The 21,931-nt window shown below is 59.8% G+C and carries 19 protein-coding genes; 10 read left to right on the top strand and 9 right to left on the bottom strand.

Annotated elements, in window-relative coordinates; genetic code table 11:
- The first annotated feature begins 1 nt into the window (after position 1).
- The 3 genes from ACYVDM_RS16560 to ACYVDM_RS16550 all read left to right on the top strand — a co-directional run bounded on the left by ACYVDM_RS16560 (position 2) and on the right by ACYVDM_RS16550 (position 2,336).
- Positions 2-784 carry an ABC transporter ATP-binding protein gene (locus ACYVDM_RS16560; protein WP_415787162.1) on the top strand — a complete coding sequence of 261 codons (783 nt, stop codon included), beginning with the start codon at positions 2-4 and terminating at the stop codon, positions 782-784.
- A complete protein-coding gene (locus tag ACYVDM_RS16555; protein WP_415787160.1) occupies positions 781-1,875 on the top strand; it encodes a mandelate racemase/muconate lactonizing enzyme family protein in 1,095 nt (364 codons plus the stop codon). The genes ACYVDM_RS16560 and ACYVDM_RS16555 overlap by 4 nt, the downstream gene beginning before the upstream one ends.
- Positions 1,876-1,961: 86 nt before the next feature.
- Positions 1,962-2,336: a tautomerase family protein gene (locus ACYVDM_RS16550; protein WP_415787158.1), complete on the top strand. Its 375-nt coding sequence runs from the start codon at positions 1,962-1,964 to the stop codon at positions 2,334-2,336.
- A gap of 86 nt (positions 2,337-2,422) precedes the next feature.
- Here the strand turns inward: ACYVDM_RS16550 and ACYVDM_RS16545 are convergent, their stop codons facing one another.
- Entirely contained in the window at positions 2,423-3,316 is an 894-nt protein-coding gene (locus ACYVDM_RS16545; protein WP_415787156.1) for a LysR family transcriptional regulator, read from the bottom strand.
- A gap of 70 nt (positions 3,317-3,386) precedes the next feature.
- Here ACYVDM_RS16545 and ACYVDM_RS16540 point away from each other — a divergent pair, with 70 nt between their 5' ends.
- Complete coding sequence (locus tag ACYVDM_RS16540) at positions 3,387-4,640, top strand: CaiB/BaiF CoA transferase family protein (protein WP_415787154.1); 1,254 nt, start codon at positions 3,387-3,389, stop codon at positions 4,638-4,640.
- Complete coding sequence (locus ACYVDM_RS16535; RefSeq protein ID WP_415787152.1) at positions 4,637-5,107, top strand: MaoC family dehydratase; 471 nt, start codon at positions 4,637-4,639, stop codon at positions 5,105-5,107. The genes ACYVDM_RS16540 and ACYVDM_RS16535 overlap by 4 nt, the downstream gene beginning before the upstream one ends.
- A gap of 156 nt (positions 5,108-5,263) precedes the next feature.
- Here the strand turns inward: ACYVDM_RS16535 and ACYVDM_RS16530 are convergent, their stop codons facing one another.
- The 4 genes from ACYVDM_RS16530 to ACYVDM_RS16515 all read right to left on the bottom strand — a co-directional run bounded on the left by ACYVDM_RS16530 (position 5,264) and on the right by ACYVDM_RS16515 (position 10,259).
- Positions 5,264-6,541 carry a quaternary amine ABC transporter ATP-binding protein gene (locus ACYVDM_RS16530; protein WP_415787150.1) on the bottom strand — a complete coding sequence of 426 codons (1,278 nt, stop codon included), beginning with the start codon at positions 6,539-6,541 and terminating at the stop codon, positions 5,264-5,266.
- On the bottom strand, positions 6,538-7,395 hold the full coding sequence (locus ACYVDM_RS16525; RefSeq protein ID WP_415787148.1) for an ABC transporter permease: 858 nt from the start codon (positions 7,393-7,395) through the stop codon (positions 6,538-6,540). The genes ACYVDM_RS16530 and ACYVDM_RS16525 overlap by 4 nt, the downstream gene beginning before the upstream one ends.
- Positions 7,396-7,508: 113 nt before the next feature.
- Positions 7,509-8,507: an ABC transporter substrate-binding protein gene (locus tag ACYVDM_RS16520; protein WP_415787146.1), complete on the bottom strand. Its 999-nt coding sequence runs from the start codon at positions 8,505-8,507 to the stop codon at positions 7,509-7,511.
- Between the two features lie 492 nt (positions 8,508-8,999).
- Positions 9,000-10,259: a class I SAM-dependent methyltransferase gene (locus tag ACYVDM_RS16515; protein ID WP_415787144.1), complete on the bottom strand. Its 1,260-nt coding sequence runs from the start codon at positions 10,257-10,259 to the stop codon at positions 9,000-9,002.
- 350 nt (positions 10,260-10,609) lie between these two features.
- Between ACYVDM_RS16515 and rpmB the strand changes: the two genes are divergently transcribed.
- Complete coding sequence (gene rpmB, locus ACYVDM_RS16510) at positions 10,610-10,846, top strand: 50S ribosomal protein L28 (RefSeq protein ID WP_415787142.1); 237 nt, start codon at positions 10,610-10,612, stop codon at positions 10,844-10,846.
- Between the two features lie 30 nt (positions 10,847-10,876).
- Positions 10,877-11,044 carry a 50S ribosomal protein L33 gene (gene rpmG, locus ACYVDM_RS16505; protein WP_003810296.1) on the top strand — a complete coding sequence of 56 codons (168 nt, stop codon included), beginning with the start codon at positions 10,877-10,879 and terminating at the stop codon, positions 11,042-11,044.
- A gap of 70 nt (positions 11,045-11,114) precedes the next feature.
- Here the strand turns inward: rpmG and ACYVDM_RS16500 are convergent, their stop codons facing one another.
- From ACYVDM_RS16500 to ACYVDM_RS16485, 4 genes are all read right to left on the bottom strand, one after another.
- Positions 11,115-12,878, bottom strand: a complete 1,764-nt coding sequence (locus tag ACYVDM_RS16500) for a monovalent cation:proton antiporter-2 (CPA2) family protein (protein WP_415787139.1) — start codon at positions 12,876-12,878, stop codon at positions 11,115-11,117.
- A 286-nt stretch (positions 12,879-13,164) separates the two neighbouring features.
- Positions 13,165-14,982 carry a SulP family inorganic anion transporter gene (locus ACYVDM_RS16495; protein WP_415787137.1) on the bottom strand — a complete coding sequence of 606 codons (1,818 nt, stop codon included), beginning with the start codon at positions 14,980-14,982 and terminating at the stop codon, positions 13,165-13,167.
- Between the two features lie 228 nt (positions 14,983-15,210).
- Complete coding sequence (locus ACYVDM_RS16490) at positions 15,211-15,759, bottom strand: hemerythrin domain-containing protein (RefSeq protein WP_415787135.1); 549 nt, start codon at positions 15,757-15,759, stop codon at positions 15,211-15,213.
- 47 nt (positions 15,760-15,806) lie between these two features.
- Positions 15,807-17,621 carry a chloride channel protein gene (locus ACYVDM_RS16485; RefSeq protein ID WP_415787133.1) on the bottom strand — a complete coding sequence of 605 codons (1,815 nt, stop codon included), beginning with the start codon at positions 17,619-17,621 and terminating at the stop codon, positions 15,807-15,809.
- A 311-nt stretch (positions 17,622-17,932) separates the two neighbouring features.
- Between ACYVDM_RS16485 and ACYVDM_RS16480 the strand changes: the two genes are divergently transcribed.
- The 3 genes from ACYVDM_RS16480 to ACYVDM_RS16470 all read left to right on the top strand — a co-directional run bounded on the left by ACYVDM_RS16480 (position 17,933) and on the right by ACYVDM_RS16470 (position 21,929).
- The gene (locus tag ACYVDM_RS16480; RefSeq protein ID WP_415787131.1) at positions 17,933-18,406 is read left to right on the top strand and encodes an HU family DNA-binding protein; all 474 of its coding nucleotides are present in this window, start codon (positions 17,933-17,935) and stop codon (positions 18,404-18,406) included.
- 196 nt (positions 18,407-18,602) lie between these two features.
- Positions 18,603-21,260, top strand: a complete 2,658-nt coding sequence (gene leuS / locus ACYVDM_RS16475; protein WP_460475427.1) for a leucine--tRNA ligase — start codon at positions 18,603-18,605, stop codon at positions 21,258-21,260.
- 12 nt (positions 21,261-21,272) lie between these two features.
- Entirely contained in the window at positions 21,273-21,929 is a 657-nt protein-coding gene (locus ACYVDM_RS16470) for an LPS-assembly lipoprotein LptE (RefSeq protein ID WP_415787127.1), read from the top strand.
- Positions 21,930-21,931 lie beyond the last annotated feature (2 nt).

The raw sequence follows: 21,931 nt of genomic DNA, 5'->3' as shown, positions 1-21,931 counted from the left end.
CATGCAGAACGATCAACGCACCCATGAATCGGCGCCGATCCTGCTGGACGTCTCGGGCCTACAAGTCGCCTACGGCAAAGCACAAGTCGTGCACGGCGTCGATCTGCGTGTGCATCAAGGCGAGTTTGTCGTCATGCTGGGCCGCAATGGCGCGGGCAAGACGTCCATGCTGCATGCCGTGGCGGGCTTGATTCCCAAGCAGGCTGGCCGCGTTACGTTTCGCGGCCAGGACATTTCCTCAGCCGATGCGCGCACCACGGTACGGGCTGGCATCAACGTCGTGCTGGAAGGGCACCGTGTCTTTACCGGACTCACGGTCGAAGACAATTTGCTGCTGGGCACTTATGCGACCCATCGGCATGGTGACCGTAGCCGCCTGCCTCGTATCTACGAGCTGTTTCCAGAGCTGGCGGAAAAACGCCTACAGCCCGCCTCTCGCTTGAGTGGCGGACAACAACAGATGCTGGCCGTTGCCCAAGGTGTCATCGCGGAACCCGCGCTGCTTATCCTGGACGAGCCCTCCGGCGGACTCGCCCCGATGGTGGTGGATCGCATCCTCACCGTCGCCAAGGATCTGACACGCACCGGCATGGCCGTATTACTGGTCGAGCAACTCGTGAAAGAAGCGCTGCGTTTTGCCGATTATTGCTACCTGGTCGAGACCGGCCACATCGGCGGCGAGGGCACACCCACCCAGGTGCAGGCGGGCGAACTGATTCAGCGCATCTATCTGGGTGGTCACGCCACCCCGCCCCCGTTTGCCGCCACCGGAGCCACATCATGAAGATCACCGCGATCGAGCCCATCGTCGTCTCCATCCCGTACCGGCACGACGGGCCGCTTACCGGTTTTGGCGGGACCGTGTGGTCGAAGCTGAACTATCTCCTCGTCAAGGTCAGCACCGACGATGGCCTGATCGGCTGGGGTGAGGCATTCGGCTACAACGCCATTCCAGCGACCGTGGCGGCCCTGGACAAGATCGTGAGCCCGCTCGCCATCGGCCGTGACGCCAACGACATCGTTCAGCTGATGGAGGACCTGAAGCGGCCCCTGCACATATTTGGCCGCAATGGGCCGGTCATCTATGCACTATCCGGGCTGGATATCGCCCTGTGGGACTTGGCTGGCAAACGCGCGGGTATGCCGGTCTGCCAACTACTGGGCGCAGGGTCGCGCCGTTCGGTAACAGCCTATACCAGCCTGATGCGCTTGCACGAAGCCGACATCATTGCCACGGCCTGCGAGCGCGCGCTGGAACGTGGCTTTCAACGCGTGAAGCTGCACGAAGTCACGATACCCGCGGTCGCCGCAGCCCGTCAGGCGTTGGGAGATGATGTCGAACTGATGCTGGATGTGAACTGCGCCTGGCCCGCGGATGAGGCACTGCGCATGGCGCATCGACTCGAGCCTTATGCACTTAAATGGCTGGAGGAGCCCGTCTGGCCTCCCGAAGACGTCGCGGGCCTGGCACGCTTGCAACGAGAGGCCAACATCCCGCTGGCCGCCGGGGAGAACGTCGGCAATGCCTGGGCGTTTCAGCCGTTGGCTGAATCTGGTGCGCTAGATTACTTTCAGCCCAGCATCACCAAAGTCGGCGGCATTACTGAGTTTCGTGCGGTAGCCGAATTGGCGCGCCGGCACGGCCGGGCTGTGGCCCCTCACTCTCCGTATTTTGGTCCCGGCCTGCTGGCGACACTGCAAATGGCCGCGGTGTATTCACACATCGGCGGTATCGAAATATTCGGTGTGCAACTCGAAGCCGGGTTATTCGGCGATGTCGGTTTACCCGGCCCCGATGGCGAAGTCGACATCCCGCAAAGTCCCGGTCTCGGTTGCGATCCCGACCCAGAAATCGTTGCACGCTACCGCGTCTAAAGACTGCTATGGCAACGAGATTGCTATGATGCCAAACACCCTACACTCTACTGAGCCCAAGCTCGCGTGACTCCTCAGGAACGACCATGCCCATACTGAACATCCAGATCATGCAAGGCCACAGCGCCGCCCAGAAAACCAACTTGTTGAAAAACAGCTCACAAGCTGTGGTCGACAGTATTGCGGCGCCGCTGCCCTCCGTGCGCGTGGTGCTGGAAGAAGTCGCCTCCGATCACGTCATCGTCGCGGGCGAACTCGCCAAACCCATGGCATTGGTACTGGCGCGCCTCATCGAAGGCCGCACCCCCGAAAAGAAAGCCGCGCTGATCGCCGCCCTGAGCCAGGCCATCCACAAAAGCATCGACATTTCGGAGCAAGATGTCCGCGTGATCATCACCGACATTCCCAAGACGGACATGGGTGTGGCCAACGGCATCACCGCGTTGGCAGCGGGACGCTAAGATCATCACACGGTGGCGGGCGCGACGGCCCGCCCACGCATTGCGACACAAAACGCGCTTTATTAACAACGCGATTGCCGCCCAATCTATTTTCTTACCGACAGCATCGTGTCGCGCAGCATCAATACGGGCGCGCACGAGGTATCACGATGCGCGACCAGTGACAACGCCAGCACGTCATGCGCCTCGGCATCCAACAAGTCCACAAAAGCTACATGCGGGTGGGAATATGCACGCGTCACGCCAGGGACCAACGCCACCCCTAAACCACTAGCGACCAGGCTGACGAGCGTCTGGACCTGGATAGCCTCCTGACTGATACGCGGAGAAAAACCCGCTTTGCGGCACAACTCGTGAGTAATCCCGTACAAACCAGGGACATGATCGGGCGCGTACATCACGAACGGTTCCGACTGCACGGCCTGTAAATGCACAGGACCATGCGCCAATGGATGCTCAGCCGGTACCGCAAGAATCAGACTGTCACGCTCGACCACCCACGCCGACAATGAAAAGTCCTCGGACAATGGGCCACGCACCAATCCCGCATCGATTTCATTGGCGCGCAGCATTTCCGCCAGACGTAGGGTGCTGTCTTCGCGCAACGCCAGTTCGACATCGGGGTAACAGCGCCGAAACTCGGGCAGGCAGCGTGGCAACAACATATACGTTGCCGAGCCAACGAATCCCAGACGCAATCGGCCCAGTTCGCCCAAGGCCACGCGCCGGGCAGACTGCCGCGCCTGTTCGGCGTGGAACAAGGCACGACGGGCGTCCGCCATCAATGCCGCGCCCGCAGGGGTCAGCGAGACGCCTTTGGCGCCCCGCTCCAGCAACTGTACGCCCACACCGTGCTCCAGTTTCTGTATCGATACCGACAGTGCCGGCTGAGCAATATGCAATACCTCGGCGGCCCGTCGATAGCTGCCCAGCTCCGCGATAGTGACAAACTGACGTAATTGCCGCAGGTCCATAGCCATAACAAATTCCATATCACGCTATACCAACGCCATATTAGACGTGTATGTCTCTGATCGTTAGCATTTGCCCATGACAGCACCTATCAATCCCGAACACAGCGCCCTGGCGGGCGTACGCGTACTTGACCTGACCACGGTGGTCTTTGGCCCCTACGCCTCATTGATACTGGCCGATTACGGCGCCGATATCATCAAGATCGAGTCGCCCGAGGGCGACTCGACTCGCCGCACGGGGCCTAGGCAAGAGCCCGATCTGGCAGCGATATTCCTGGGCATCAACCGTAACAAGCGCAGTATCGTCCTGAACCTGAAACAAGCCGACGCACGCGATGCGTTGCTGAAACTCGTAGACAGCGCCGATGTCCTCATGCACAGCATGCGTCCGGCCAAAATGGCGAAACTGGGGCTGGATCCGCAAACCTTGTGTGCCCGCAATCCACGCCTGATTTACGCCGGCCTGTATGGCTTTGGAGAAGGCGGTGCCTATGCGGGTCAGCCGGCTTATGACGATATCGTGCAAGGACTGGCCGGTATCGCCGACATTACCCAACGACAAGGCGGAGAACCGCGCTACCTGCCCACGATCGCTGCCGACAAGACCTGCGGCCAAGTCGCCGCCCACGCCATTCTGGCCGCCCTATTTCAACGCGAACGCACCGGACAGGGACAACAACTGGAAGTCCCCATGTTCGAATCCATGGCGTCGTATTTGCTGGTCGAGCATTTCTACGGCCGTCACCTGGAGGACACACCAGGCACTGCCGGGTATCCGCGTGTCCTGGCGCCATGGCGACGCCCCTATCAGACTACCGATGGCTATTTGTGCATGATGCCGTACACCGATGCCCATTGGCAGCGTTTTTTCAACGAGACGGGCCAACCGGAGCTGGCGACGGATGCGCGTTTTGCCGACATTACGGCACGTACCCAACATATCGAAGACCTGTACGCGCAAGTCGGCAGTATCGTCGCGCACCATGACACGGCGCACTGGCTGGCCTTGTGCCAGCGGCTGGAGATCCCGGCAGCACCCGTCAATCAGTTAGAGGACCTCGAACGCGATCCACACCTGCGCAGCGTGGACTTTTTCGTACCCCTGACTAGTGCCGCGGGACATCGTTACCGCTTTACACGCAATCCTGTCCGCCTGCAGCGCTCGGACGTCGCACCTGCCATGCCGCCTCGACTAGGTGAACATACGCGCGAAGTTCTGCAACAGGCGGGGCTATCGGCCGATCAGATCGAACAGCTCCTGGCTCAGGGCGGTGCGCACCAGAGCTCCCCTCCCAACCCATCGCCCCCTTTACCCAAGGAATCCTCATGACGAACAACCAGCCCCTTACCCTGCTTGGCCAAGGCTACTACTGGCAAGACCTGCAGGTCGGCCAACGTTTTCGCACGTTCCGTCGCACAATTACCGAGACGGACATCATCAATTTCATCAGCGCGACCGGCATGCTGGAAACGATTTTTATCGATGCCACCTTCGAGCACGGTGCCATACGCGGCCGCCCCGCCCCCGGCGCACTGACATATGGGTTGATCGAAGGGCTGCTCATGCAGGGCATGGTGCAAGGCACGGGCCTGGCACTGCTAGAGGTACACAAAAAAATGCTGGCGCCCGTCGTCGCGGGAGACACCATCTGGGCCACCGTAGAGGTGACCGGCATCCGCCCGACGTCACAGCACAATCGCGCCGTCGTCCACTCATCCGTCGATGTGCATAATCAGCGTGAACAAACCGTCATGACGTACACCGCCACCCGGTTGCTGGCGGGACGGCCCGACTGACAGGAGGTCTTGCCAGACGCCAAGCGCCTGGCAAGGTATGGTCGTACCGACCGGAACCGGGCCCGCCAGCATCGGCGAGCTCAGCGCACATCCGCAAAACCCCGCCATCACCAGCAGTCCTCAAGCAAACTAGCCGGATCACGCAACCTTGCCGAGTCAGGCCGTCGTTTCGGATTCCTTCTTGCCGACCGCAGAGTCGTCGGTGGAGGATACCGCTTGCGTCGAAGCCGTAGACGGCTCCACGCCGTCTGTTCCCTCTTGCAACGTGGGCGTCACCAAATCCACGACTTTTTTGCGCGACAGCATCCCGATAAACTCGTCATCGTCGCCCGTCACGGCCACCGGTTGATCGCTGTGCACCAGGCGGGCAAGCACTTCATCCAATCCTGCCGTTGCCGGCACCGACGCCAAATCCTCGACATACGCCGACACATCGCGGGCCCCCGCCTCGACGGCGCGCTGCGCATCAGTGGCGGTCAGCACGCCAGCTAAACGCTTGCCGTCAAGCACCGGGGCATATTCAAAGCTCAGCGCCTGCATGCGGTCCAGCGCATGGGTGGGACGCGAACGCATGGTCAGTGTCAGTCGCGGCGGGTTGACCGCGTGTGCCGCGTTGAGCACCTTGGTACGGTTCACATCCTGCAAGAAGGCCTGCACATAATCATTGGCTGGATTCAGCAAGATGTCTTCCGGCGTACCTTCCTGCACGAGCTCACCGTCCTTCAGGATCGCGATACGGTTACCCAGGCGCAGCGCCTCGTCCAGATCGTGCGTGATAAACACGATGGTCTTGTTCAGCTTGGCCTGCAACTGCAGCAGGTTATCTTGCATTTCGCGGCGAATTAGCGGATCCAGGGCCGAAAACGCCTCATCCATCAGCAGGATCTCGGCATCGGTGGCCAGTGCCCGCGCGAGACCCACACGTTGCTGCATCCCACCGGAGAGTTGATGCGGATACTGTTTCTCGAAACCATTAAGACCCACTTGGTCCAGCCAGTGCAGGGCACGCTTTTCGCGCTCGGCCTTGGGAACCCCTTGCACGGTCAAGCCATACGCCGCGTTGTCCAGCACCGTGCGGTGCGGAAACAAGCCAAAGCGCTGAAACACCATGCTCATGGTCTTTTGGCGAAAGACTTCCAGCTCGCGCTTGCCGAGGCTGACCACATCGACACCGTCGACCAGGATCTGGCCCGCGCTCGGTTCGATCAAGCGATTGAAATGGCGGATCAATGTCGACTTGCCCGAGCCCGACAGGCCCATGATGACGTAGATGGAGCCCTCCTCAATCGACAGGCTGATGTCGCGCAGCCCCAGCGTGTGGCCGCTTTTGGCCAACAGATCTTCCTTGGAAATACCATCTCGGGCGGCAGGCAGCCACTTGGCCGAGTGCGGGCCGAAGATCTTGAAAATATTTTTGACTTCGATCTTGCTCATCGATGGGCTCCCTGACGAACGCGGTGTCCATACGATTGCGTGATGCGGTCAAACAGCACCGCCAGCACCACAATCCCCAGACCTGCCAGCAGACCACGACCGACTTCCAGGCGATTGATGCCTAACAGCACTTCGTAACCCAGGCCACGTGCACCGATCATCGAGGCGATGACCACCATCGAGAGCGCCATCATGGTCGTCTGATTGACACCCGCCATGATGTTCGGCAACGCCAGCGGCAGTTGCACGCCAAACAATTGCTGGCGGGCGTTCGCCCCAAAGGCGCGCGAAGCTTCGAGGACCTCACGATCGACCAGGCGAATACCCAGATCCGTCAGACGAATCAGCGGCGGCACGGCATAAATCACCGTCGCGATGATCGCAGGGATTTTGCCCAGTCCGAACAACATCACAACCGGAATCAAATACACGAAACTGGGCATCGTCTGCATGATGTCCAGCAGTGGCAGCATGATGGAGCGCAGCCAGTTGACGCGCGCCATCAGTATCCCGAGTGGAATACCAATCATGACGGACAGGCCGGCTGCCATGATCATCAGGGCCAGCGTCTGCATGCCCGCGTCCCACAAACCCAGCACGCCAATGACGCACAACAGCGCGCCCATCGCCAGGCTCAAGCCAATGCGACGGCTCACGCCCCATGCGATCGCGATCGTGACCAGCACGACGACCCACCAGGGGGTGCTGCGCAGCAGGTGCTCCAGCCAGACCAATACGCTCAGGAACGGCTGCGACATAGCCTCCAGCGTGTCGGCATAGCGGGTAACTAGTTGATCGACAAATGCGTCGATCGCGCCACGCACAGCACGTGGCGGAATGATTTCTGGAAACATCAAGAACTCCTTACGGGCATGCCGCAGGGGATGCGGCCGACAATCTACCGTCAGCCGCATGACCCTCGTCACGCAAGCGATCTGCGCCCACGTGAGGCGACGTTATCGCTGATTTACAGCGCACCCTGGACGCGCGTCGCGACCTCGGCAGGCACCCACTTGGTCCAGATATCAGCCTTGTTTTTCAAGAACCACTCGGCAACGGCTGCCGAGTCGTCGCCGGACTCTTCCATGTGGGCCAGGGTCTTATCAACCTCGGGCAGAGGTATCGACACCTTGGACAGGAACTCGGTCAGTTGAGGGGCTTCTTTGGAAAACTCGGTGCTGACCGCAGTAAATACGGGATTATCAGGATAGGCGCTTGGCTTCGGATCCTTGCATGTCGTCGAGGTCAGGCACTTATGGGTTTCGGCGTCATAGGGCGGCAACTCCAGCTTGACCAGATCCAGCGCCCCCACCAACGGCGTGGGATACCAGTAATAAAACACCACGTCCTGCTTACGTTTGTAGGCGGACGTCAGTGCTGCTTTTTGGGCCGCGCCCGTTCCCGGGGAATACAGCGTATAGGTATCGTCGAGCTTCAGGGCATGGAAAAGATTGGTGCTGGTTACTTCGCAGCCCCAACCGGCCGGGCAGCCATAGAAACGGCCTTTCGAGGGCTCTTCCGGGTCTTTGAACTCGTCCTTGAACTTAGGCAGGTCTGCGGCGGACTTGAGTTCGGGCAAACGCTCGGCGGTGTAGCGGGGGATGAACCAGGCCTCGCCGCCCATGTAGACATCGCCAATGCGCTTGACCTTGCCGGTCTTCTCGGCTTTGTCCCAAGGATCAGCCACACTGTTGAGCCAGATTTCGCTATTGATATCCAGATCACCACGTTCTAGCGCGGCCAGTGCCGGCAAAGTCTCCGTGGGCAGGGTTTCGGTCTTGCAACCATAACCCTTTTCCATGATGAAGCGCTCGACATCGACCAGGACCAGATTAGATTCCCAGTTCATACCACCGAATTTGACTGTGCGATCAAGCTCGCACTTGGCATCCGCGGCTTGGACGGACCCGGCGAACGCAAAAAATACCGCTGCGGCGGCCAGGGTTTTGACAGGATTTAAATGCATTGGATTTTGCCTCCATAGGTTCAGGGACATATGCAAACTCGTCGAGTTGCTTAATGCCGTGGAGCTAAGGGGGTTGTGCGGAAGACGGGCAGAACCGCCAATACAAACCGACACTAGCAGCAGGACCAAGCGCCGAAGGTGGCGACGGCCTTGTCAGACAGTAAACCCGAGCACCTCTATTAAAGGGGTGTCGAGCTGACAGAATTTTGAATACAACTAAATGAAGAAGACGGCATCTTAGCCGATTTTGTCTCGCACACCAAGAACTGAGCCGAAACAATTAGATGCACAAAGCCCAAAAACAGCTAGGGTCATTACTAAGAGATCGAGTGGAAAGCCCCTGTTTACGTGGTGCGGCAGTGCAACATCATAAAGAACCATTTAGATAATTATTGTTTCTAATAGTCTCGTTTATACGGGTAAACGCCAGTCCGCCAAGCCAGGTCATGCGTATTGATGCCCGACGATGGCAGGCTGGCAGTCGCTCACACATCAAGCGTCGGTGTACATATACGTACGCCGCCACGGATAAGCCAAGTCAGACGGGTTATCCAACTCGTCAGAGCGTCCGTCGGACAGGCCCGTCGCCAGGATCTGATGCAGCGCAATCCAGCCGTGCTCGAACGCCATCGCGCAACCCGCCAGATACAGACGGTAGGCACGCAGCGAGCGGGCCCCCTCTTCGCCCTGCAGCACTCGGCTGGCCTCGGGCAATCGAGCCTCCAGCGCATCACTCCATGCCCATAGTGTGCGGGCGTAGTGCGGGCGCAAGTTTTCCACGTCCACGGCTTCGAGGCCGCCCTGGGTCAGAGCGCCCATCACACTGCTGATGTGCGTCAACTCACCGCCCGGAAATATGTATTTTTCGATGAATTCGCCCATGCCGCTACTGAGTTCGGCGTTATAGAGGCCGGCCGCGGTAATACCATGGTTCATGATCAGCCCGCCCGGCTTGACCAGCCTGCGCAGCTTGGCGAAATAGTCGGGCAATTGCGCCCGGCCCACGTGCTCAAACATCCCCACGGACCCCAGCTTGTCGAACGGCGTGGACTCGTCGAGTTTGCGGTAGTCGAGCAACTCCATGCGCACCCGGCCCGAAAGTCCTTTTTCCTGGATCAGTTTGTTGACATAGGCATGCTGGTTGCGCGACAAAGTAATCCCGGTCGCATCGACGCCGTAATTTTCGGCAGCCCACAGCAACAGTCCGCCCCAGCCGGCGCCCACATCCAGGAACCGCTCGCCGGCCTGCAGGCGCAATTTGCGGCAAATGTGATCCAGCTTGGCTTCTTGGGCCTGCGCCAGATTCATGTCCGGCGTACGAAAATATGCGCAAGAATAGACGCGGCGCGGATCGAGCCACAGTGCATAAAAATCATCGGACAGGTCGTAATGAAATTCGATTTGTTTGGCATCGCGCTCGACGGAATGGCGCCAGACGGACACGACCTTGCGTACCAATTCGGTCAGCCAGCCGCCGCGCGCGGCGTCGACCGGTGAGCCTGGCAACAGCGCCGCGGAGGCCGCCATCACATCCCGCATATTGCCCTGAATATCGATGCGACCCTCGACGTAGTCTTGGCCCAGCACACCGACGGCACCTTCGGCCAAGTGCGCCAGTGCCCCCTTGTCGCGTGCCACAAACCGGACCTTGGGGTCGGTAGGGCCCACGATGGCGCCATCAGGCATCTCTAGCTGTACGGCGACTGGCAATGACTGCAACTTGCGTTCCACAACAGACAGCAACGGATTCACAGTTTCTCCCCGACATGAAAGACGCAGTAACTCTATCCGAAAATCACTGGAAAGGGCCAGCCTTTGGCGCCGCGCCCTGCCCTGCGCGCCGTAGTGTGGCGGACAGCCCACGGGCCTGGCGGAACAGGCTATTGATTTTTCTGGCATTTCTGTATTAGAATAGCGAGCTTAGTATGAAGTTTTCCCGTGAGTAGCCAACTATGCTTTGTTGCTACCACTTTCGACCAGCACCCCGTGTATAGGTACAGCGGGCGGCAGGTAGCGGGTAATAAGCACGGGCGCAAGCCCATACCTGACTTTCCTTCCCCAGCTTCGCCATACGCGGCCAGAAATACTTAGAGGTAAAAATCATGGCACGCGTATGCCAAGTAACTGGCAAAGGCCCGATGACGGGCAACAACGTTTCGCACGCTAACAACAAGACCAAGCGTCGCTTCCTCCCCAACCTGCAAACGCGCCGGTTCTGGGTTGAGAGCGAAAACCGCTGGGTTCGCCTGCGCGTTTCCACCAAGGCCATCCGCATCATCGACAAGAACGGCATCGACGCTGTTCTGGCCGACATGCGCGCCCGCGGCGAACAGGCCTAATCAGGCCCCATCACAATCTAGGAGCACGAAATGGCCAAAGGTATCCGCGAAAAGATCAAGCTCGAGTCCACTGCCGGCACGGGCCACTTTTACACCACTACCAAAAACAAGCGCAACATGCCCGAGAAGATGCTGATCAAGAAATTTGATCCCGTCGCTCGCAAGCATGTCGACTACAAAGAAACCAAGCTGAAGTAATTCCGCTGGTTTTGCGTCAATTAAAAAGCCTCGCATGCATGCGAGGCTTTTTTTTTCGACTGTCATTCGGTTATTTCGATCCTGACGGTCGGGTGAGCGGCTCTGGAACGGGTTGCAAATGCAGTTGATCTCGACCCGACATGAGGTCCCCTTGTACTTGCTCGGATAGCCGCTGGGCATCCCGCTGACGAATGCCCTCGGCCGCCTCCTCAATATCCAGTTCGGCAAAACCCAACGCTCGCAGACCCTGCGCTCCCATTAAATAGGCGGATTCAACCGTCTCTCGAATCTCATATTCGACACCCGCGCGGATCAGTTCCATCGAATGTCCACGGTCATAGCTTCGCACCAGAAGCTTCGCCTGTGGAAATTCGTGCTGCGCCAGCTCCACAATCTGCAACGCGGCCTTAGGGGCATCTATGCAGACCATGATGGCATCGGCCTCACTCGCACCGGAGTGGCGCAAGGTGTCGAGTCGAGTGCCATCGCCGAAAAAAACCTTGAATCCGTATCGCCCCGCATCGCGGATGCGGTCGGGCTCTTTATCGATGACGATCAGTTCGACCCCTTTGGATAGCAAAATCTGGGAAGCAATCTGACCGAAGCGGCCAAAGCCGATGACAAGTATTCGCCCCTTCAGATCGCAAGCGACATCGACGCCGTCCATCGATGCTTCGGTACGCAGCAGGCGGTCGGCCACGATCATGAGCAAAGGAGTCAGCGCCATCGACAAAATCACAACGGTGGCGAAAAGCGCATTTTCCCGTGCATCGATCACGCCGCCCGACGTCGCCGCGGCATAAAGCACAAAGGCGAATTCCCCTCCCTGCAAGAACATGGACGTCCGGTGCAACGCCTGGTGGTTGGAGCCGCCGAACAGGCGCGCGACCACATAGACCACGGCACCCTTCACGACTGTGAACGCAACCAACAAGGACAGCAGAAGCTGCCATTCGGCCGCGACAACGGAAAAATCGAGCGACATGCCGACGGCCAAAAAGAACAGCCCCATGAGCAGCCCACGAAACGGCTCGATGTCACTCTCGATCTGATGCCTGTAGCTTGAGCTCGACAGCATCACCCCGGCGAGGAACGCACCCATCGCCATCGAGAGGCCGGCGACGTCCATCAGCAGCGCCGCGCCAAGCACCACCAGTAACGCGCCTGCCGTCAACACTTCGCGCGCCCGCGTTTGTGCCAGCAGGGCGAAGAACGGATTCAGGCACCAGCGCGACACCACCAACAGCGCCAGCAGCGCGGCGAATGCCAGAAGAATATCGGTCCATCCTGCCTGTCCGTGCGACAGTGGGGACAGGAAGGCGACCACCGCCAGAAGCGGCACGATCATCAGGTCCTCGAACAGAAGGATCGCAACCGATTTCTGACCCTCCGTACTCGAAATCTCGCCCCGATCCTGCAGCACCGACATGATGACGGCGGTCGAGGAAAGGACGAAGCCCGCCCCGGCGATGAAAGCCACCGGCGCAGAAAGGCCGAAGATCACCATGGCTGTCAACGCAAGAGCCGTGATCGCGGCGGCAACTTGAGCAAGGCCCAGTCCGAAGATCTGACCGCGCATCGCCCACAGCTTGTGCGGTCGCAGTTCCAATCCGATCACGAACAGGAACATCACCACGCCAATTTCCGAGAAATGCAGGATGGACTGGGCGTCGGTGAATAACCCAAGCACCGATGGGCCCACCAGCACGCCGGCGGCAAAATAGCCCAGAACCGACCCGAGGCCGAGCCGCCGAAACAATGGCACCGCAACCACAGCCGCTCCCATCAGGACGACCGCAGGTCCAATCATTTGTCCCAGGCTCGCTTCAGCCATCAAGTCACCTTTCTAATATTGAAGAATTCAACGACGAAAGGCCGGCATACGGGCTCGTCACCGAGGAACACGACAGTTGGGGATCAGAACGTTTCCCATGACATTTTCCTCGATTTTTGAAAGCGGAGAATATCATTGCCATACTCGGCGAGCTAGTCTCGACCCTTATCAAACTGTGTGGCGCAAAGTGGAACACCGCTTCGCCCACGCCAAGGCCTTCGAGACACAGACCGCCCTTCTAGCGGTCTTTGCCAGAGGATTGAGTTCGGCTATTTTCTATCTGCTTTCACGCGGCCGACGATTTGTCACCACACGTCGCGGACGGCTGCCCCGCGTAGCCCGGCGGCCCGCACTCACGAAATATGCGAGCCGTACAGCCTTTGCAGATATCCGGATTCAAGCGTTGGTAGATCCGCGCAATCGCGGTCGCCTTGTCCGGAAAGAGGTGGTCTTCGCCCAAGTCATCAACGAACCCAGAGCGGCGCCACATTTGCATCACCCCAGGTCGCGGGCGATGAAAATACAGATCGCCCCCCATCTCGCGCCGCTTGCGCAACTCGTATTCCCACACTACGGCGCCGGCATGGTCGATGAAATTCATGCTTTTGGTCATGACCAGCAGATGCCGGGGCGCATCAGGCTCCATCCGCAGGGCCTGCAGACGATCCGCCACATGCGCCACCGCACCAAAATAGACCGAGCCCTCCATGCGCAACAGCTTGAGTTGGGGACATTCGGGCAGTGCATCAGGCGTATCATCCAGCACCGCAAAATGACGGTCCGGATCGTCAGCCCTGAACCCCATCGTACGCATGGCGGGATGCGAGGTACGGTGCAAGTACGTCATCAATGACAGCAGCGTGCCCAGCAAAATCGCGATTTCCATGCGGATCATCACCGTGGCGGCCATCGTCGCCAGCGCAATCAGAAACTCGCTGCGCTGTACCTGAGCGAGGCGGCGCCAGTGCGGCAAGTCCAGCAGATTCCAGGCCACCACGAGCAGCAGCCCGGCAATCGCCGCATCCGGGATGCTTGCCAACAACGGGGCGCTGACGGTCACCAGCAACACCAGCAGCACCGCCGCGAAAACGGCCGCCATGGGGGTGCGCGCCCCCGCCTCGTAGTTGGGAATGGAGCGATTCAGCGAGCCGCAGGATAAATAGGACGAAAAAAATCCGCCCACCATGTTCGACAAACCCTGTCCGATGAACTCGCGATTGGCGTCAATCGCCTGCCCCGATCGCGACGCCACGACCTTGGCAATCGAGATGGATTGCGCCAGCGCCACAATGGACAGGGCAAATGCCAGCCCCAATAGCTCCGGCAGCGAACGCCATGGGATATCGGGTACATGAAAGGGCGGCCAAGGCTGCGACAGCGAACCCAGCACCGGGATGCGCTCGGCATTACCCAAAAAAACCCAGGCATTCAGCATCGCCGCCACCGCCGTACCAGCCACCAGCCCTATCAATAGGTGAGGCTTGCGGCGATCCCAGCGGCGTACCGCGATCGATATGGCGATCGTGACCAGCGCCACTAAGAAGGCCCCCCAGTGCAGCGCGGGCAACCCTTGCGCGACGCCCAGCAGCACCGCTCCCGCCCCATGCGCCTCGATGCCATGTATACCCAACGCGTCTTTAAGCGCATGCACCGCAATCAGCAAGGCCGCACCGCTGGTAAAACCGAACAATGCCGATGGGGAAATGAAGTTCGCCAGCGCACCCAATCTGAGGATGCCGACCAGCCATTGCAAGACACCCACCAAAATCGTGACGGCCAGGGCCATCTGGATATACTCGTGACTGCCCGCTACGGCCAGCGGCGCCAACACCGCATAGAGAGCCAGCGAATTGGCATTCGTGGGGCCGGACATGACATGTCGGCTGGAGCCAAACAGCGCGGCCACCACACAGGGCACAATCGCGGAATACAACCCATATTGAGGGGGTAGCCCGGCCAGCGTGGCAAACGCCACCCCTTGCGGCAATACCAGCAACGCCCCCAGCAGCCCCGCGACCGCATCGGCTCGCAACGAGGCGGGCCCAACATCATGGACCCATGTCCCCAACAAGCGGCTTAACACCTTGCCCACGCGCTGCATCATCCTAATGTCATGCGGTTATTAGCCAATTCGGATCGCGGTCGACCATTGACAGGCCGGTCGCCGGTACGATGCCGACGCATTGCTGTCTCCCAGCGGGTATCTAGGGTAGCCGTATGCACCGATGCGCGCAACGCAGGATCACCTGACAAACCAGATCACGGCACCCCTCACGTTCGGTATTGACAGGCGCCTCATCGTGTCTATCATCACGCTGTGTCCCGGGAGTCCTCAGCTCGCGCCGCCGCCACGCCGTGCCCGCATCGCTCGGCTCATGTCGGACAGCGCCAAATCGTCCAGTAGCCGGCCTGCCATCGGCAACAACTCGTCCTCTTCCCGCTGAATATGCGCCGCATACATCGCACAAAACCGCTCGACAAGAGACGAGTCCAAGTTCGCGGACTGTCCCGCGTTCAACGCCGCCAATGGCTCGTGCAAACGATGCCAAAGGGCCTCTAACTGACGATGCTCTTGTGTGAGCCCATCGACCATTGCATGCAGACACACCGCATCCGAGCCCGCCATGGACTCGATCAAGGCGGGAAATAGGTCGTCCTCCTCGTCACGGTGATGCAGCAAGGCCGCGGTATCAAAGTAACGCAAGACACTGGCCGCCGCGGTCTGTGCCACGGTATCGGCGCCATGTTGCGCCACATGCGCGGCCAAGCGGGTGAGAGTCGCGCATTGCCGCCCCATCCGATCATGACAGGCCGAAAGCAATTCCAACGGTGTATCCAGCCCGACGGCTGGCGATGAAAAACCCGAAATATCGACTGCCATGATCGTATCCTTATTGAACGGCCCGGCTCACCTCTACCCGATAGTCCCTACTGAGGGTCGACCGAACGTCGACGCGCACCGCGCCAGCGAAAATATGCGGTGCGCTCACGCTCGTCCCGCAGTCGGCCGGCCCGCACACGCAGCAAGTCTTTGCGGCCCACCAGCCCCACCAGGCGACCCGTCGCACGCTCGACAATCGGCACGCGGCCGCCCCCCGTCAAGGCCATGCGATCCGCCACTTGGCTGGCTAGCTCGTCAGGATAACCCACGAAAAGCTCACGACCCGCCAATATCTCGCCTAACGGCCGCGCAGCGTCTTCGTCTTCCAAGGTCCAGGCCAGACTATCGGCGCGCGTCATTTCCCCAACCACTTTACCTTGCGTATCCACCACGGGATAGGCGGTATGGCGCCGCTCCGCGGTCGTAAAGTGCTCGATCGCCTCAGCGACACACAATGAGGCGGGCAGCGTCTGAACCGAGGTCGTCATCACTGCCGACACCCGCACCAAATCGAAAGGATCGACGTGATATTCACGCGTAATGTGATGGCCGCGACGCGCGATTTTCTCGGTCAGGATAGAGCGTTTCAACAGCAACACGGTCAGCCCATAGGCAAACGCACACGCTGTCAAGACGGGCAACAACACACTGAAATTACCGGTCAACTCTACCGCGAACAAGGTCGCGGTCAGTGGCGCGCGCATCGTGCCCCCCATCATCGCCGCCATGCCCAATAGGGCCCAGAAACCCGGACTGGCCTGCGGCAACAGCGGCGCCGCCAGCGCCCCCAACGCACCGCCAAAAATCAGCAGCGGGGCCAACACGCCCCCCGATGTTCCGGACCCCAACGCGACGGACCAGATCACCACTTTCACCAATAACAGCAGCAATACGGCCTGAATCGCCAGTTTGCCCGCCAGCAAATCAGCAATGTTGTCATAGCCGACCCCTAACGCAGATGGCTCGATCAAGCCACCCAGACCGATGACCAAGCCGCCTATGGCCGGCCACCACATCCAATGGATAGGGAGTTTCTCAAACCAGTCTTCAAACAAATAAACCAGCGACGTCAGCACCCCTGACCCCAGGCCCGCCAACACACCTAAACCTGCCCAGGCCAGCACATGCGGCAGTGAGGGCTCGCCCAATCCGGCATACGGAAAAATCGGCGCGCTATGTAATAACAGGGGCCGCGCCGAGGCCGAGACGATGGCAGCCACGGCCACCGGCAAAAAGCTACGCGGCTTCCATTCAAACAACAGCAGCTCTACCGCCAGCAAAATCGCGGCAATGGGCGTTCCAAATACGGCCGTCATACCCGCCGCCGCTCCTGCGACAAGCAACGTCTTGCGTTCGCTGGAACTCATATGCACCATCTGCGCCAACAACGAGCCAATCGCGCCGCCCGTCATGATGATGGGCCCCTCCGCGCCAAACGGACCGCCTGTACCGATTGATACCGCCGAGGACAATGGCTTGAGCACCGCAACCTTGGGTTGAATACGGCTCTTGCCGATCAAGATGGCTTCCATTGCTTCTGGAATACCGTGGCCGCGGATTTTTTCCGACCCGTAACGTGCCATGAACCCAATGATGATGCACCCTACCACCGGCACGGCAACGGACGCCCAACCCAAGGTATGGCTCGCTATCGGTATCTCCTCTAGTGATAAACGGCCGAAATACGCCAAATTGGTGCACAGCGTGATCAAGCGCAGCAACACCCATGCAGCACCGACGCCCGCCAAGCCGACCAACGCGGCCATCAACATCAACAAGAGAACGCGACGATCCGTCGTGAAATCGCCTAATCGCGACGTGCCCGGTGTACGGGTGGGAGACAAAGAAGCAAGAGGGGCCATAGGGCAAACACAGGGTTAAAGAACAAAGACAATGTCTAGAAAACAAAACGGGATCGGCAGTGTGCCGACCCCAAAAATATCGTATCACGACGCAAATTACAGCTAACTGAGAGCGCGGCCGATGAGACCACGCAGACACACGGCCATATCAACATACCTCTCTCTTTTGTCACGAAAACAACATGTTTTAAGGCCTTAACGCACAGAAATGCGCCCGTACGCGCGAAGTTCCGCTATCATCGGGCGCGAGGTGCCAAGTGCCGATCTTCGGTACCGAGCTATCTCGTGTTCTCAACATACGGATTTCGACCATGGCTACCAAAGCACAAGCTCCCGCCAAGAAAGTTAGCAAAACTGCTGCCAAAGCCCCTGCCACCAAGGTTGCGGCCAAGAAAGCACCCGCTAAAAAAGCACCTGCTAAAAAGGCAACCGTCGCCAAGACCGCTGCAGTAAAGAAAACGGTTTCGGCTCCCGTCATCAAACAAGCACTGAACAAGTCGCAATTGATTGCTCACCTGGTCGAGCAGACCGGCGTAGAAGCCAAATCGGTCAAGGCCGTGCTGGCTAGCTTGGAAAGCGCCGTTCTGGGTTCGGTCAACAAGCGCGGCGTCGGCGAGTTCGCCATGCCCGGCCTGCTCAAAGTGACCGTGCAAAAGATCGCCGCCAAGGCCAAGCGCTTCGGCAAAGACCCGTTCACCGGCCAAGAGCGCTGGTTCCCGGCCAAGCCCGCTTCGGTCAAGGTCAAGGTTCGCCCGCTCAAGAAACTGAAAGACGCCGCTCAGTAATTTCGAGCCCGCTCCTCAGTTTCAACGACAAGGCCCGTCTCGCAAGAGGCGGGCCTTGTCGTTTTGATCCCTGCCGTCGCCCGAAAATCGGCCTTCGGCGCCCCAAACGCAGGGACTCTCTATAATTAGCGGTTTGACCGTCCGTGGCATTGCGCCGGACGGCCCTTATTCTTTTTCTAGATACGCGCACGAGCCCATGCAGGAACGTTACAGCCCCACCGCCGTCGAAGCCGCCGCCCAGCAAGACTGGCAGGCGCGCGACGCCTACCGTGTCACCGAACACGCCCAGAACGCCGATGGCACCCCAAAGCCAAAGTTCTACGCATGTTCCATGCTGCCCTACCCCAGCGGCAAGCTACACATGGGTCACGTCCGCAACTACACCATCAACGACATGATGGCGCGCCAGTTGCGTATGCGCGGCTACAACGTGCTCATGCCCATGGGCTGGGATGCGTTTGGCATGCCCGCCGAAAACGCCGCCATCAAGTCCAAAGTGCCACCGGCCAAATGGACCTACGACAACATCGCCTACATGAAGAAACAAATGAAGGCGATGGGGTTGGCGATCGACTGGTCGCGCGAAATGTGCGCCTGCGATCCGCAATACTACAAATGGAACCAATGGCTGTTCCTGAAGATGCTCGAAAAAGGCATCGCCTATCGTAAGACCCAAGTCGTCAACTGGGATCCGGTCGACAACACCGTACTGGCCAACGAACAGGTCATCGACGGTCGTGGCTGGCGTTCGGGCGCGCTCGTCGAAAAACGCGAGATTCCCGGGTACTACCTGCGCATTACGGATTACGCCGACGAATTGCTCGACCAAGTGCGCACGGGCTTGCCTGGCTGGCCCGAACGCGTTCGCATCATGCAAGAAAACTGGATCGGCAAATCCGAGGGCCTGCGTTTTGCCTTCCCGCACCAGATCACCGGCGCGGACGGCCAACTGATCCAGGACGGCAAGCTCTACGTCTTTACGACCCGTGCCGACACCATCATGGGTGTCACATTCTGCGCCGTCGCGCCCGAGCATCCGCTGGCCACGCACGCCGCCCGGTCCAACCCCGAGCTGGCCGCATTCATCGAGCAATGCAAGCTCGGCGGTACGACCGAAGCCGAAATCGCCACCCGCGAAAAAGCCGGTATGCGAGCCGACCTGACTGTCACGCACCCCTTGACGGGCGCGCCTGTCGACGTCTGGGTCGGCAATTACGTGCTCATGAGCTACGGCGACGGTGCGGTCATGGGCGTGCCTGCCCATGACGAACGCGATTTCGCTTTTGCCAAAAAGTACCAATTGCCCATCCAGCAAGTCGTCGCAGTCGAGGGCAAGACGTACTCTACCGACGCTTGGCAAGAATGGTATGGCGACAAGCAACAGGGTCGCACCGTCAATTCCGGCAAATACGACGGCCTGTCATTCAAGCAGGCCGTCGATGCGATCGCCGCCGACCTGGCTCCGCAAGGCTTGGGAGAAAAGCAAACCACGTGGCGCCTGCGCGACTGGGGAATTTCGCGTCAACGCTACTGGGGCACCCCCATCCCCATCATTCACTGCGCCGACTGCGGCCCGGTACCGGTCCCTGAAAAAGACCTGCCGGTGGTGCTGCCCGACGACCTGATCCCCGATGGCAGCGGCAATCCGCTGACCAAAAACGAGGCTTTCTTGTCATGCTCGTGCCCGAGCTGCGGCAAGCCCGCGCGGCGCGAGACCGACACGATGGACACCTTTGTGGACTCGTCCTGGTACTTTATGCGCTATACCTCGCCCGGCAACGATCAGGCCATGGTGGATAGCCGTAACGATTACTGGATGCCCATGGACCAGTACATCGGTGGCATCGAACATGCCGTGCTGCACCTGTTGTACGCCAGATTCTGGACACGAGTGATGCGTGACCTGGGCCTGTTGAACTTTAGCGAGCCGTTCACCAAGCTGCTGTGCCAGGGCATGGTGCTCAACCATATCTACTCTCGCAAAACCGAACAGGGCGGCGTCGAGTACTTCTGGCCCGAAGACGTCGAAAACCAGTACGACGCCAAGGGCGCCATCACTGGCGCCAAGCTCAAGTCCGATGGCTCCGACATACAGTACGGCGGCGTGGGCACCATGTCCAAGTCCAAGAACAATGGGGTCGATCCGCAAGCGCTCATCGACACCCTGGGCGCCGACACCGCTCGCCTGTTCGTCATGTTCGCCAGTCCGCCCGAGCAAACGCTGGAATGGTCGGACTCCGGTGTGGACGGCGCCAATCGGTTCTTGCGCCGCCTCTGGTCGCTGGGCCACGCCCAGCACGAAACCGTCGCGCGTGGCCTGACGGCCAGCCCTGATTGGTCGCAAGCACCCACCCCCGTCAAAGACCTGCGTCGCGAAGTCTATAACCTACTCAAGCAGGCCGACTACGATTACCAGCGCATTCAGTACAACACCGTCGTGTCGGCATGCATGAAAATGCTGAACGCCATCGACGGCGCCGAACTGCCCGACGGCGTGATGGCGGATGCTGCGCGTGCCGAGACCCTCGGCATCTTGCTGCGCGTGCTGTACCCGGTCGTCCCGCACGTCACTTGGCTCCTGTGGCGCGACCTGGGCTACGCGGACGTCCTGGGCGATCTGCTGGACGCGCCCTGGCCGCAGATCGACGAGGCAGCCCTGGTGGCCGACGAAATCGAACTTATGCTCCAGGTCAACGGCAAATTGCGTGGCTCGATCCGCGTCGCGGCCCAGGCCTCCAAAGCGGACATCGAGCAAATCGCCGCCGGCCAGGACGAGGTCGCCCGCTTCCTCGAAGGTCGCCCGCCCAAGCGCGTCATTGTCGTGCCGGGCAAGCTGGTCAACGTCGTCGGTTAAAAGAGGTCACGCATGCACTCTGCCCCATCCCGCCCGCAACACTGCTCCCGCTGGTGGCTGCGTGCCGTCAGCTTGGCGACCGTCATGCTGCTGGCGGCGTGCGGCTTTACCATGCGCGGCGTCACCCCCCTGCCCTTTGAAACGCTCTATGTCGGCATTCCCGACAACACCCGCTTTGGCGCCGACGTCCGCCGCGCCATCCGGGCGTCGTCCCCCGACACAAAGCTGGTCGGCACACCCAAAGAGGCGGCCGCCATTTTGCAACTGGTGGCTAACGACCGATCGTTGCGCGAGGTCTCCCTCAATGCACAAGGCCGCGTCGAAGAATACGAACTCGGTATCATCTTTACCTTTCGTCTGATCACCAACAAGGGCATCGCCATCCTGCCCGATACCACTTTGTCGGTCTATCGCGAAATGCCCTACGACGACCAAGTCGTCCAGGCCAAGCAAGCACAAATGGAAACCCTGTACGAATCCATGCAGGAGTCTCTCGTCAGCCGGCTGCTACGACGCCTGACCGCGCCTGAGGTCCATACGGCCTACGCCGCAGCCCAACGCGGCGACATTAATCCCGATAACCCGGTCTACGATCCCAATTTCGCGCCTTCGAACGAGCGGCCTGAAACCTGGCAGACGCCCGGGTCGCCCGGTACGGGCAATTGGTGACG

Source organism: Bordetella tumulicola, from assembly GCF_054779135.1.
This window is presented reverse-complemented; position numbering and strand designations above follow the sequence as displayed.